The 12955-nt window shown below is 61.4% G+C and carries 11 protein-coding genes; 2 read left to right on the top strand and 9 right to left on the bottom strand.

All coding sequences use genetic code 11. The annotated features are described in order from the left end of the window. Window positions 1–167 precede the first annotated feature (167 nt). From AC3WK5_RS26155 to AC3WK5_RS26135, 5 genes are all read right to left on the bottom strand, one after another. On the bottom strand, window positions 168–392 hold the full coding sequence (locus AC3WK5_RS26155) for a hypothetical protein (protein ID WP_103319161.1): 225 nt from the start codon (window positions 390–392) through the stop codon (window positions 168–170). A gap of 258 nt (window positions 393–650) precedes the next feature. Further along, on the bottom strand, window positions 651–2015 hold the full coding sequence (locus tag AC3WK5_RS26150) for a heavy metal sensor histidine kinase (protein WP_103319143.1): 1365 nt from the start codon (window positions 2013–2015) through the stop codon (window positions 651–653). Further along, window positions 2005–2682, bottom strand: coding sequence for a heavy metal response regulator transcription factor (locus AC3WK5_RS26145; protein ID WP_103319145.1), 678 nt, complete (start codon window positions 2680–2682; stop codon window positions 2005–2007). The genes AC3WK5_RS26150 and AC3WK5_RS26145 overlap by 11 nt, the downstream gene beginning before the upstream one ends. 8 nt (window positions 2683–2690) lie before the next feature. Then, window positions 2691–5786 carry a multidrug efflux RND transporter permease subunit gene (locus AC3WK5_RS26140; protein WP_103319147.1) on the bottom strand — a complete coding sequence of 1032 codons (3096 nt, stop codon included), beginning with the start codon at window positions 5784–5786 and terminating at the stop codon, window positions 2691–2693. After that, window positions 5783–6952 (bottom strand): efflux RND transporter periplasmic adaptor subunit, encoded by a 1170-nt coding sequence (locus AC3WK5_RS26135; protein ID WP_103319163.1) that lies wholly within the window; start codon window positions 6950–6952, stop codon window positions 5783–5785. Before AC3WK5_RS26135 ends, AC3WK5_RS26140 begins: the two co-directional genes overlap by 4 nt. Window positions 6953–7163: 211 nt before the next feature. On the opposite strand from AC3WK5_RS26135, the gene AC3WK5_RS26130 reads away from it, so the two are divergent. Beyond that, window positions 7164–7409: a hypothetical protein gene (locus AC3WK5_RS26130; RefSeq protein WP_103319149.1), complete on the top strand. Its 246-nt coding sequence runs from the start codon at window positions 7164–7166 to the stop codon at window positions 7407–7409. 23 nt (window positions 7410–7432) lie between these two features. On the opposite strand, the gene AC3WK5_RS26125 is transcribed toward AC3WK5_RS26130, so the two are convergent. The 4 genes from AC3WK5_RS26125 to norR form a co-directional block, all read right to left on the bottom strand. Further along, entirely contained in the window at window positions 7433–8182 is a 750-nt protein-coding gene (locus tag AC3WK5_RS26125) for a YkgJ family cysteine cluster protein (RefSeq protein WP_103319152.1), read from the bottom strand. A gap of 104 nt (window positions 8183–8286) precedes the next feature. Further along, window positions 8287–8769 (bottom strand): GNAT family N-acetyltransferase, encoded by a 483-nt coding sequence (locus tag AC3WK5_RS26120; protein ID WP_054595728.1) that lies wholly within the window; start codon window positions 8767–8769, stop codon window positions 8287–8289. A gap of 3 nt (window positions 8770–8772) precedes the next feature. Then, window positions 8773–9681 (bottom strand): chemotaxis protein CheV, encoded by a 909-nt coding sequence (locus AC3WK5_RS26115; protein ID WP_103319154.1) that lies wholly within the window; start codon window positions 9679–9681, stop codon window positions 8773–8775. A gap of 266 nt (window positions 9682–9947) precedes the next feature. Then, window positions 9948–11504, bottom strand: a complete 1557-nt coding sequence (gene norR, locus AC3WK5_RS26110; protein ID WP_054595730.1) for a nitric oxide reductase transcriptional regulator NorR — start codon at window positions 11502–11504, stop codon at window positions 9948–9950. Between the two features lie 158 nt (window positions 11505–11662). On the opposite strand from norR, the gene hmpA reads away from it, so the two are divergent. Further along, entirely contained in the window at window positions 11663–12844 is a 1182-nt protein-coding gene (gene hmpA / locus AC3WK5_RS26105) for an NO-inducible flavohemoprotein (RefSeq protein ID WP_103319156.1), read from the top strand. Window positions 12845–12955 lie beyond the last annotated feature (111 nt).

The following is a 12955-nucleotide window of genomic DNA, read 5'->3' as shown; positions in this document are numbered from 1 at the left end:
CAAGCGTTGTTATAGTTAATAATCCGGGGGTTTCTTATTGGGTAATAACGAAGGAATGCCTGACAAATACACAACGAAAAAAAGCCGCTGATAGCAGCGGCTTGAAGACAACTTCTCAAGGGAAAGAGCCCTGAGAAGTGTCGAGGGAAACTGAGTGGTGTTGCCGATCAGCTGTCTTTTTCAACCTGTGGTTGAGCCTGAGTGGCCGATGTTTGCCGGGTTTGCTCAGACTTCTGTGCTTTTGCGGTCAGTTCAGCCTGGGCCTTGTCGAAGGCTGCGGCACGCGCAGCATTATGCGCGACAAATGCCGGCGATTCTTCAGCCATGGCAAAGGGAGACAACAACAAGGACGACAAAACGAAAGCGCTGGCAATACCCATACTGTTGGACATCTTGAAAACCTTCTTGCTTGGCAAGTGCTGTTTGGTGTGGCCAAGGTAAAGGTCTTGGGGGGTGGGAAAAAGAGCGGATTGCATAAAGGACTGTTGCATCAAGAGCAACAGTCACACCGACCTGTGGCGAGCGAGCTTGCTCGCGCTCGGCTGCGTAGCAGTCGTAATTCGGGGCAGGTGGTATATCTGATTAAACACGGTTGATTGTCTTGGGGCCGCTTCGCAGCCCAGCGCGAGCAAGCTCGCTCGCCACAGGAATCAAATCGGCAAATAGATCCCGAAGGTATTCACGCCGTTATCGCTGTGCACAAACACATTGCCGCCGTGCATCAGCGCGATCGCTTTGACGATGGCCAGCCCCAGTCCATGGTTGGCGCCGCTGTTGCTGCGCGAGGCGTCGACCCGGTAGAAGCGCTCGAACAAGCGCGACAGATGTTCACTGGCGATGGGCTCACCGGGGTTGGTGACGCCGATACTGACCTGATGCTCCTGAACATCGATCCGCACCCGAATGACCTGGCCGGGAGCCGTGTGCTGCACGGCGTTGTTCAGCAGATTGATCAACGCCCGGCGCAGGTGCGCGATTTCGATCTGCACCTGGGCATCACCGCTGACCTGAACCTTGACCTGGGCGTCCTCGAGGATGAAATCCAGGTAGTCCAGAGTGGTGGCGACTTCATCCGCGAGCGAGGTGGTGGTCAGTTTGGTGGCCTTGCTGCCCTGGTCGGCGCTGGCCAGAAACAGCATGTCGTTGATGATCGAGCGCAGCCGTTCGAGTTCTTCGAGGTTCGATTGCAGCACTTCGAAGTAGTGTTCCGCCGAGCGCCCACGGGTCAGGGCAACCTGGGTTTGACCGATCAGGTTGGTCAGCGGCGAGCGCAGTTCGTGGGCGACATCGGCGTTGAATGATTCAAGTCGCGTGTAGGCTTGCTCGACCCGCTCCAGCGTCGAGTTGAACGAGCTGACGAACTGATTGAGTTCTGGCGGCAGCGGCGACAGTTGCAGCCGTGAGGACAGCAACGGCGGTGCCAGTCGTTGAGCTTCCTGCGACAACTTGATCAACGGTTTGAGGCCGATTCGCGCCACCCAGTAACCCAGCGCCGAGGCCAGCAGCACACCGATGATTGCCAGGCTGATCAAGGCGATCAGCAAGTGATGCTGGGTCTCATAGAAGGTTTGCGTGTCGATGCCGATCATGAAGCGCAACGGTGGGCGCTGGTCCTTGGCCGGAAACTGGCTGACCAGCACTTTCATCGGATAGGACTGCTCCGGCAGTTGTACGTCGCGCTTGCCGGTTGGCCCTTGCGCCAAGGCACGGATCTGCGGGGTGATGTTGCCGTACTCGTAGTTGGCATCGCCGCTGATGATCCAGAAGCTGATGCGCTTGTCCTCTTCACTCAGCAGGTTGAGTTTGTTATTGATCTTCACCCAGTGCTCTGGCGTACCAAAGCGCCCGACCGTGGATTCGAGCACGCTGTAACGCGCATCCAGTTCGGCTGCCGGCAACAGCGCCAAACCCTTTTCGACCTGTTGATACAGCGCCCAGCCGATCAACAGAAACACCAGCGCCGCCACCAGCGTGAACATGCCGCTCAGGCGCAGGGCGATACTGTTACTGCGCACTGCGGCTCTCCAGCACATAGCCCATGCCGCGAATGGTGTGCAGCAGTTTCTCTTCGAACGGCCCGTCGATCTTCGCCCGCAGACGCTTGATCGCAACTTCGACGACGTTGGCGTCGCTGTCGAAATTGATGTCCCAGACCATCTCGGCAATCGCGGTTTTCGAGAGAATTTCGCCCTGACGCCGGGCCAGCACGCTGAGCAGCGAGAACTCCTTGGCGGTCAGGTCCAGCCGCGTACCGGCACGGGTGGCCTTGCGGCTGATCAAGTCGACCCACAGGTCGGCGATGGTCACTTGCACCGGTTCATGGCCGCCGCTGCGGCGGGTCAAGGCTTGCAGGCGGGCGACCAGTTCGAGGAACGAGAAAGGTTTGCCCAGGTAATCGTCGGCACCGTCGCGCAGGCCTTTGATCCGGTCTTCGACACGCTCACGGGCGGTCAGCATGATCACCGGGGTCTGTTTGCGGGCACGCAGGGCGCGCAGCACGCCGTAGCCGTCGAGACCCGGCAGCATCACGTCGAGGATGATCACCGCGTAATCGTTTTCGAGCGCCAGGTGCAAACCTTCGACGCCGTCCGGCGCGCGGTCCACGGTGTAACCCTGTTCGGTCAGGCCGCGGTAAAGATAATCCGCGGTTTTCTCTTCGTCTTCGATAATCAGAACGCGCATGACCCGCCTCAGTGTGTGGTCGCCAGCGCAGGCGCTGGTGTGGAGCGATGGAACACCCGCTCAAGCCATAAGTATATGACTGGCGTGGTAAACAGCGTCAGCGCCTGGCTGACCAGCAAACCTCCGACCACCGCGATCCCCAGCGGTTGACGCAGTTCGGCGCCGGTGCCGTAACCGAGCATCAGCGGCAGCGCGCCGAGCAGGGCGGCGAGGGTGGTCATCATGATCGGCCGGAACCGCGTAAGGCATGCCTCGAAAATCGCCTCTTGCGGGGACAGCCCGCGATTGCGCTGGGCGTCGAGGGCGAAGTCGATCATCAGGATGCCGTTCTTCTTGACGATACCGATCAGCAGCACCAGGCCGATCAACGCCATGATCGAGAAGTCCTGGCCGAGGATCCACAGCAGTATCAAGGCGCCGAGGCCAGCGGAAGGCAAGGTCGAGATGATCGTCAGCGGGTGCACGAAACTTTCATAGAGCACGCCAAGAATGATGTATACCGCCACCAGCGCCGCCAGAATCAGCCACGGCTGGCTGGCCAGTGAACTCTGGAACGCCTGGGCCGCGCCCTGGAAATTGCCGTTGACCGAGGCCGGCATACCGATGTCGTTCTTCGCCTGATTGAGCAAAATCACCGCATCACCCAAGGCCACGCCGGGCGCCAGGTTGAACGACAGGTTGGCGGCCGGGAACATGCCGTCGTGGGCGATGGACAACGGGCCGATGGTTGGCGCATCGAAACGGGCCAGCGCCGACAACGGCACCATCTCGCCACTCAGCGGCGAACGCAGGTGGAAATAGGCGAGGCTTTCGGCCTTGCCGCGCTGGCGGGTGTCGAGTTCGAGGATAACGTTGTACTGGTTTATTTCGGTCTGGAACTCGTTGACCTGCCGTTGGCCGAAGGCGTCATAAAGCGCCTCGTCGACATCGCTGGCGGTCAGCCCGAAACGCGCTGCAGCGGCACGGTCGATGTGGATGTGGGTGATGCTGCCGCCCAGTTGCAGGTCGTTGGAAATGTCGCGGAACGCCGGGATGCTGCGCAGTTTTTCGGTCAGGCGTTGGGTCCAGAGGTTCAGTGTCGGACCGTCGTTGCTCTTGAGCACGTATTGATACTGGGCGCGGCTGGGGCCGGAGCTGAGGTTGATGTCTTGCCCGGCGCGCAGGTACAGCACGATGCCCGGGACCTTCAGCAGTTGCGGACGAATCCGGTCGATGAAGGCGCTGGCGGACACATCGCGATCGCCGCGTTTTTTCAAGGAGATCCAGAAGCGCCCGTTGGCGATGGTCTGGTTGCTGCCGGAAACACCCACCGAATGCGAAAAGGTCTGCACTGCCGGGTCGGCGGCGACGATGTCGGCCAGGGCATGGTGCTTTTTCACCATCTCCGGAAACGACACGTCGGCGGCGGCTTCGGTAGTGCCGAGGATAAAACCGGTGTCCTGTATCGGGAAGAAACCTTTGGGGATAAACACGTAGCCGGCAACCGCCATGCACAGCGTCAGGCTGAAGATCCCCAGCATCAGTTTCTGATGCGCCAGGGCGCGGCGCAGTGCGCGTTCATACAGCGCCAGCAGGCGTTCACCGAAACCGGGTTTCGCGTGGGCGTCGTGTACCGGAGCACGCATGAACAGGGCGGCCATGGTCGGTGCCAGGGTCAACGACACCACCACCGAAATCATGATGGTCGAGGTGGCGGTCAAGGCGAACTCCTTGAACAACCGGCCGACCACGCCGCCCATGAACAGCAGCGGAATAAACGCCGCCACCAGCGAGAAGCTGATCGAGACCACGGTAAAGCCGATCTCGCCAGCGCCCTTGATCGCCGCCTCGCGCATGCCGTCGCCGGCCTCCAGGTGGCGGTGGATGTTCTCCACCACCACAATCGCATCGTCGACCACAAACCCTACGGAAATGACGATCGCCACCAGCGTCAGGTTGTTCAGGCTGAAGCCCATGATGTACATCAGCGCGATACTGGCGATCAGCGAGACCCCGAGTACGCTGGAAACGATCAGCGTCGCCGACCACTGGCGCAGGAACAGCGCCATCACCGCGACCACCAGCAGGACCGCGATCAGCAGGGTGACTTCCACTTCGTGCAGTGAAGCGCGGATAGTCTGGGTCCGGTCGATCAGCACGTTGACCTGAATCGACGCCGGAAGCATCGCTTGCAGGCCCGGCAACGCGGCTTGAATCCGGTCCACGGTGTCGACGATGTTCGCGCCCGGCTGCCGCAGGATCACCAGGTTGACCCCCGGCCGATCGCCGGACCAGGCCTGGACGTAGGCGTCTTCCGAGCCACTGACCACGGTGGCGATGTCCCGGAGCTGGACCGGTGCACCGTTCTTGTAGGAGACGATGAGCTGGCCGTACTCGTCGGGATGGAACAGCTGATCGTTGGTCGATAGCGTGGAAATGCTCGACTCACCGTACAGCGCGCCCTTGGCCAGGTTGAGGCTGGTTTTCTGAATGGCCAGGCGCACATCGGCCAGGGTCAGGCCGATGGCGGCAAGTTTGTCGGCCGAGGCCTGGACCCGAATGGCCGGGCGTTGCTGGCCGGTGATGTAGATCTGGCCGACGCCGTCGATCTGGCTCAATTGCCGCGCCAGCAGGGTTTCGGCGTAGTCGCTGAGTTCGGTGCCGGGCATTTGCGTCGAGCTGACGCTGAGGATCAGTACCGGGCTGTCGGACGGGTTGACCTTGCGCCAGGTCGGCAGCGTCGGCATGTCCTTGGGCAGCTTGCCGGCGGCGGTGTTGATCGCGGCCTGAACTTCCTGCGCGGCGGTGTCGATGCTTTTGTTGAGGGTGAATTGCAGGGTCAGGTTGGTCGAACCCAAGGCACTGCTGGAGGTCATTTGGGTCATGCCGGGGATGGCGCTGAATTGCACCTCCAACGGCGTCGCCACCGACGAAGCCATGGTGTCGGGGCTGGCGCCGGGCAACTGCGCGGCGACCTGAATGGTCGGGAACTCGGCTTCCGGCAAAGGGGCGACGGGCAGGCGCGGGAAGGCGATCAAGCCCAGCAGCACCAGGGCGAAGGTCAGCAGTGCCGTGGCGACCGGATGGTCGATGCACCAGGCCGAAATGCCGCCATGGACTTTCATGGCTGTTGCTCCGCCGCAGTGCTTTGCGTGAGCGCTGGCGGCTCGCCGAGAATCTGCACGCTGGCACCGGGCTTGAGCCGCGACTGACCATCGCTGACCAGCACATCACCGGCCTTTACTCCGGTGATGATGTTCAGCCCGCTGTCCTGATAGACCATTTGCACCGGAACCGATTCGACCTTGTCGCCGTTGACCCGGTAAACGAAATGCTGATCCAGCCCGCGCTGGACCACGGACGGCGGCACCACCAGCGCATGCTGGTCGACGGCGGTCTGGATCTTCACGGTCACCAGTTGCCCGGGCCAGAGTTTTTGCCCGGCGTTGCTGAATTCGGCCTTGGCGCGAATGGTCCCGGTGTTGGCATTGATCTGGTTGTCGATGAGCGTCAGATGGCCTTCGCCGAGCAAGTCGCCGGTCTGGCCATTGGTGTCGGCGCCGAGGTAGGCATTCACGTCAGCCGGCGGGGTTGCGCTGATCAACCGTTGCAGCGTCGGCAGCATTTGCTGTGGCAGGGAGAACTCGACGGCAATCGGGTCGATCTGGGTGACCGAGAACAATCCCTGGGTATCGCTCATGCGCAGGAAGTTGCCTTCATCCACGGTGCGAATACCGACGCGGCCCGTCACCGGCGAGCGAATCTGTGTGTAGGAGAGTTGTACCTGCGCCGCATCGATGGCCGCCTGATTGCCCTGCGCCGTGGCTTTCAACTGATTGACCAGGGCTTGTTGCTGGTCGTAAGTCTGCTTGGAAACCCCGTCATCGACACTCAGCAATTTGTAGCGTTTGAGGTTGACCTCGGCGACCTGCAACTGCGCCTGGTTTTCGCCCAATTGCGCGCGGGCCTGATCGAGGCTGGCGCGGATCGAGCGATCGTCGATAGTTGCCAGCAGGTCACCGGCCTTCACCAACTGACCTTCCTTGACCAGTAGTCGGGTGAGGATGCCATCGATCTGCGGACGAATAACCACGCTGTGCAACGACAGCACCGAGCCAATCGCGCTGACATAGCGCGGCACGTCGCGTTCGACAACGCTGACCACCCGTACCGGAATCGCGGTGGGGGCCGCGAGTTTGCTCGTTGCCGGTTTGAGCGCAACGCCAATGGCCACGGCAGTGACCGTCACCAGCAACGCGGCGATCAGCAGTTTTTTTCCTGGAATGGGCATGAGCATCGAACGCCGGGGCAAAAAGACGGGAAATAATGGCCTAGTTATAGTCCTTCGTTGCGGTCAGCAGGGTGACGGCTAACTGACAGGGCTGTCAGCAAAGGTGACCATTCATGCGTCGGGAGGTTAAAGATCACGGGCGCGCAGGTATACTGCCGGCCTTTCGCGGCCCACCCATCGGGCCCGACTCACTGTAACACCCGGAGCATTCATGACTTCCCCGATACAAGCGCCTGCTGCTGACGAACAGGCTGACCTGCCAGACAGCGTCGACTCCAGCGCCGACAGCGAAACCAAAGCGGCGATTCCGGCCTTCAAGTTCCCGTTCAAACCGGGCGAGTTGGCCTCCGCCAAAAACGCCAGCCAGCCGTGGTACAAGAACGGCGCCAAGAATGGCCACACTAAGGTCCCGGGCGCAGCGCCTCCTGGCACCCGTCGCTCGATGGGCAAACGCTGAGTCGTCCCTCTGCGTTATAAATCTCAGGCCGCGCGCAACGAGATAAACGCATAGTTCAGCGGCTCTGCCGTGACCACGTTCGCGCCAGCGGCCTGCACTTGCTCAGCAATGTCGTTGCCCGACACATGGAACAGCCATTCACCGGCCGAACCCGGCAACGGCGCTGCCTGAACCTGATCAATCGCCGAGGCAAACGCCGCCATGTCCGGCAGGTAGGCGGTAAACCCGTCACCCTTGAGCGCCGTGGTGCGAATCCCCAGAAGTTCGCAAATCGCTTCCTTGGCCTGGACATCGTCGCGGTCTGCCTGACGCGAGCGCTGGATCAGGTCGGCCAATGCCTGATCAACCAACTGACCGCCGACAATCAACGCAGGACCTTGCTCCCACGATTCGGGCGGGCAGTCCTTGGCGGTTGGCGTCAGGGGAATGTGCGGATTGATTTCCATCGGATAGATGCGGCACACCAGCGGCCGGCGATCGTAGATGCGGCAGAGGTTGTCTTCGTCAAGATTCCGGCAGCGACCGGCGTTGTATGCAGCGAAGGTAATCGCTACGTGGGCCTGGGTCGCACCGCTGGGCACCACCACGGAACGGCGTTCGGCGTGCTCGCGTTGCAAGGCCGGAAGGCCCAGGCCATTGCCGAGAAAGCCTTCCACCAGCACGATCACGGCACCGCCGTCAGCCGTCCACATCCGGGCCTCGGCGAGGGTCAGGGGCACATGGTGGTCGGTGCAGCACTTGCCGCAACCTACGCAGGAAAACGTCGTATTCATTAGGCGACCGGTCACATTCCAGAGGCGTCAGCGATGGCGGAAAACCACCGCGAGGGAGGGGGGCAAAGCAAGTTGTGCGCCAGTCGCTGGCCGCGATAGCGGTATCAGTCTGGAACCAGCTCCCGGCGCACCACGCGCATCCCGGCGCTTTCATACAGCCGCCTAGCGCGCTGGTTATCTTCCAGGACCTTGAGGTCAACAAACCCTTCGCGACGCTGTTGAAACACACTGAAGGCATGCAACAACAACGCTCGTCCCAAGCCTTGGCCCTGAGCCCGTGGATGCACCACCAGGTTCTTGATGTAGGCGCTGGTCCAGCACTGGGCCACGCCGACAACGCCTTGAGGGTCCGAGGCGATGAAACACAGCGCCGGGTCATATTCCGCATCGCTTTCAAAGCGCTCGCGCCACACCTCCAGCGCCGGTACTCGACCGCCGCCGTGCTGATAACCCTGCTCCATCAGTTGATGAACCGCTTCGGCCAGCTCGGGGCGGTATTGGTTCAGCACAATGCCTGGAGGCCAGGCAATGGCGGGCAACACTCCAGCGAGGTCGCGCCGCAGCAGCAGGCAATACTCTTCAGCCAAGGCTCAATGACCTTGTTCTTGCTGCGTGACAGCTTTTGCGGCGGCGATCAGGCATCTGGTCAGCTCTGGCGAGGAGAACTTGGTCAGCACCGCATTTGCCCCGGCCAGACGGGCTTTTTCGCTGTTCATCGCACTGTCCAGCGAGGTGTGCAGCAGGATATAGAGGTGGGAAAAGTCCGGGGTTTCACGCAGGGTCCGGGTGAGGGCGTAACCGTCCATCTCGGACATTTCGATGTCCGATACAATCAGGTTGATCTGCTGTGCAGTGCCTTGCAGGTCCAGCAGGCAGTCGATGGCTTCTCTGGCGCTGCGTGCGGTGTGGCATTGCAGGCCGAGGTTGCGCAGGGTGTGTACCGATTGTTGCAGCGCCACCTGGCTGTCATCGACCACCAGAATGCGTGCGTTGCCCAGTACTTCGGCGTCTTCCATGCTCAGCTCGGTCGGGGCTGTTTCGATTTGTGCCGGGGCGATGCCGTGGATGACTTTCTCGATGTCGAGCACCTGCACCAGCGTGCCGTCGACCGAGGTCACGCCGGTGATGTACGCGCGCACGCCGCCGGAGCCGTAGGGTGGTGGGCGGATGTCGGTGGTCAGGCAATGGACGATCTTGCTCACCGCCTGAACGTGCAGGCCCTGTTTGGAACGGCTGACGTCGGTAACGATCAGGCAGCCACCGTCCGGGTCTTCCAGCGGCCGCTCACCGATCGCCCGGCTCAGGTCGATGACCGACAGCGAGGTTCCGCGCAGGGTGGCGATGCCTTTGACGTGCGGGTGCGACTCCGGCAGCCTGGTCAGCGGCGGGCAGGGGATGATTTCACTGACTTTCAGCAGGTTGATCGCCATCAGCTTGCCACTGCGCAAGGTAAAGAGCAGAAGCGAAAGTGAATCTGCGCGGGCTTTGTTGGAGGACATAAAAACCTTCTGTGGAAAAGGTGATGGGCGATTGTAGGACCGCCAGCAACTATTGATATCGGGTTATCGACGTAAGCGGGGCGGGCTTTAGGGATTTCCCTGTCTATTAACCCATCATCGAACCCTGTGGCGAGGGGGCTTGCCCCCGTTGGAGCGCGAAGCGGTCCGCGCTTTATTCCTGATAAAACTTCATGGCTGATGTCACGACCGCTTCGCGGCCGAACGGGGGCAAGCCCCCTCGCCACAATGACGGGGGTGATTCGGGGTTACTTCATGCCCAACCGCTTGGCCATCCGCCCAAGGTTCGCTCGGTCCAAGCCTAGCTCACGGGCGGCGCTGGCCCAGTTGTTTTGGTGGCGCTCAAGACAAGCGGTGATCAACTGGCGTTGATAGTTCTCGGTGGCCTGGCGCAGGTCGCCGAACACTTCAACGGTGGGCGCCGGTTCAATGCTGGCTGGCGCAGAAGGCGTTTCAAGGGGCGTGTGGGGCAAGTCCAGATCCGCCGCGCTCAAGCTGAGAATCTTCGGCCGTTCCCGCGAGTTGCCCAGCGCTTTCAAGGCACTGCGACCAATCAAGTGCTCCAGTTCGCGGACGTTACCCGGCCAACTGTAGGCCAGCAATGCCGCTTGGGCGTCGCTGCTCAGGCGCAGGCTGTTGAGGCCCATCCGCGAGCGGTTCTGTTCAAGAAAGTAACCGCTGAGCAACAACACATCCCGACCGCGATCACGCAGCGCCGGCACCAGCAACGGGTAGACGCTGAGGCGATGGTAGAAGTCGGCGCGGTAGCGGCCACTGCGCACCTCGAAGGCGAGGTCACGGTTGGTCGCGGCGATCAGGCGCACGTCGACCTGATGCTCCTTGTCCGAACCCAGGCGTTGTAACTGACCGCTTTGCAGCACACGGAGCAATTTGGCCTGCACCGCCAGCGACAACTCGCCCACTTCATCGAGAAACAGCGTGCCGCCATTGGCTAGTTCGAATTTGCCACGCCGGTCGTTCAGCGCCCCGGTGAAGGCGCCGCGCACGTGGCCGAACAACTCGCTTTCTACCAGCGTGTCGGGCAGCGCGGCGCAGTTGAGGCTGATGATCGGTTTGTCGGCACGCGGTGAAGCGGCGTGGATCGCCTGGGCCACCAACTCTTTACCGACCCCGGTTTCTCCGGTGATCAGCACCGTCAGGTCGCTACCGCCGACCAGGTTGATTTCTTCCACCAAGCGCTTGTGCGCTTTGCTCTGGCCGATCATTTCGCGACTCTGCTGACCGCTGGCCTGGCGATAGACCTCGGCGCGCTGGTGTTCATCTTCTGCGCGATTGGCCAGCCGTTCGATGCGTTCGGCGGCGTTGACCGTGGCGGCGGCGAGGCTGGCAAAGGCTTGCAAGGCGTCCAGTTCGATCGGCTCGAAGCGCTCCGGATCCAGCGCGTCGAGGGTCAGCAAGCCCCACGGACGCTCATCGATAAACAGCGGGCAGCCCATGCAGTCGTGGACTTCCAGGTGATCGCCGTGGCCGTCGACCAAACCGTCATAAGGGTCGGGCAAGGTGCTGTCGCTGGGGAAACGCGTCGGCTCCGAGCGGCTGAGCAACGCTTCAAAGCGCGGGTGTTCGCTGACCTTGAAGCGCCGGCCGAGGGTGTCGGTGCTCAGGCCATCCACTGCCAACGGTACCAGCCATTCACCGTCGAGCCGCAGCAGGGCGGCGGCATCGCAGGGGAGCAGCGCGCGCATGGCTTCGAGCAGGCGCCGGTAGCGCTCGCCTTCGGGCAATTCGCGGGAAAGGTCGGAGACCAGTGGCAGCAACGCGGTGAGCAAGGGTTTTGCAGTCATATTGACTCCATGTAGTCGAGGTGACTATAAATCCGCTTGTGTCGTTATGACTACATGTTTATTAACTTGTTGATTTATATGGTTTTAATTGTTGGCACGGAAACTGATACGTCATGGGTAGAAAACTATAAACCCAGTCGTTCAGGAGTACTCCCTTAATGCTTAGCGCTCAAGACCGTGCCATCGTCAAATCCACCGTACCGCTGCTGGAAAGCGGTGGCGAAGCCCTGATCACTCACTTCTACCGCATGATGCTCTCCGAGTACCCAGAGGTTCGTCCGCTGTTCAATCAGGCGCACCAGGCCAGCGGCGACCAGCCACGGGCTTTGGCTCGCGGGGTGCTGATGTATGCGCGGCACATCGATCAGCTCGACCAGTTGGGCGATCTGGTGGCGAAGATCATCAACAAGCACGTTGCCCTGCAAATCCTGCCGGAGCATTACCCGATTGTCGGCGCCTGCCTGCTGCGGGCGATTTCCGAAGTGCTCGGTGACGAGATCGCCACGCCAGAAGTGATGAGCGCCTGGGGCGCTGCCTACAACCAACTGGCCGACATTTTGATCGGCGCCGAAACCGCGATCTACGACCAGAAGGCCGCAGCGGTCGGCGGCTGGCGCGGGGCGCGGGAATTCAAACTGGCCAAGCGCGTGGAAGAGAGCGCGGAAATCACCTCGTTCTACTTTGAACCAGCGGACAAGGGGCCGATCCTCGCGGCAGAACCGGGTCAGTACATCGGCATGAAACTGATCCTCGATGGCGAAGAAATTCGTCGCAACTACTCGCTGTCGTCCTTGGGCGACAACGGTCAGTACCGCATCAGCGTCAAGCGCGAAGAGGGCGGTCGTGCCTCGAATTACCTGCACGACCAGCTTCACGTCGGCGCGAGCATCCTGTTGTTCCCGCCCGCGGGCGAATTCACCCTGACCGCCAGCGACAAACCGCTGGTGCTGATCAGCGGCGGCGTCGGCATCACGCCAACCCTGCCGATGCTGGAAGCGGCGCTGGCCACCGAGCGTCCGGTGCACTTTATCCACTGTGCGCGTAACGGTGGCGTGCATGCCTTCCGCGACTGGATCGACGGCCTGGCCGAGCGTCACCCGCAACTCAAGCGCTTCTACTGCTACGCCGAAGATGACGGCGTCAGCCCTGCGGCGGATAAGGTCGGGCTGTTGAGTCAGGAGCTGTTGGCCGACTGGTTGCCGCAAGAGCGCGACCTGGACGCTTACTTCCTCGGCCCGAAAGGCTTCATGGCCGCGATCAAGCGCCACCTCAAGGCCTTGGGTGTTCCAGAGAAGCAGAGCCGCTACGAGTTCTTCGGCCCGGCTGCTGCGCTGGAGTAACGGTTGCGGCGACCAGGGAAGACCGAGTCGCCTGCTTCGCGAGCAAGCCCGCTTGTATGTTTAGACTTGAAGGGGTGGGTGGGACTAAAAGCCCGATTCTGACTCTAGCCA

The sequence above is a fragment of the Pseudomonas sp. FW306-02-D09B genome (assembly GCF_058782685.1).
Note: the sequence above shows the minus strand (reverse complement) of the source record. Positions and strands in the feature narration are given on the sequence as shown.

Bases quoted from the DNA above. Each gene is read 5' to 3' on its own strand.
- AC3WK5_RS26155 (WP_103319161.1), bottom strand. From the start codon at position 392: ATGTCCAACAGTATGGGTATTGCCAGCGCTTTCGTTTTGTCGTCCTTG.
- AC3WK5_RS26145 (WP_103319145.1), bottom strand. From the start codon at position 2,682: ATGCGCGTTCTGATTATCGAAGACGAAGAGAAAACCGCGGATTATCTT.
- AC3WK5_RS26140 (WP_103319147.1), bottom strand. From the start codon at position 5,786: ATGAAAGTCCATGGCGGCATTTCGGCCTGGTGCATCGACCATCCGGTC.
- AC3WK5_RS26135 (WP_103319163.1), bottom strand. From the start codon at position 6,952: ATGCCCATTCCAGGAAAAAAACTGCTGATCGCCGCGTTGCTGGTGACG.
- AC3WK5_RS26130 (WP_103319149.1), top strand. From the start codon at position 7,164: ATGACTTCCCCGATACAAGCGCCTGCTGCTGACGAACAGGCTGACCTG.
- AC3WK5_RS26125 (WP_103319152.1), bottom strand. From the start codon at position 8,182: ATGAATACGACGTTTTCCTGCGTAGGTTGCGGCAAGTGCTGCACCGAC.
- AC3WK5_RS26115 (WP_103319154.1), bottom strand. From the start codon at position 9,681: ATGTCCTCCAACAAAGCCCGCGCAGATTCACTTTCGCTTCTGCTCTTT.
- norR (WP_054595730.1), bottom strand. From the start codon at position 11,504: ATGACTGCAAAACCCTTGCTCACCGCGTTGCTGCCACTGGTCTCCGAC.
- hmpA (WP_103319156.1), top strand. From the start codon at position 11,663: ATGCTTAGCGCTCAAGACCGTGCCATCGTCAAATCCACCGTACCGCTG.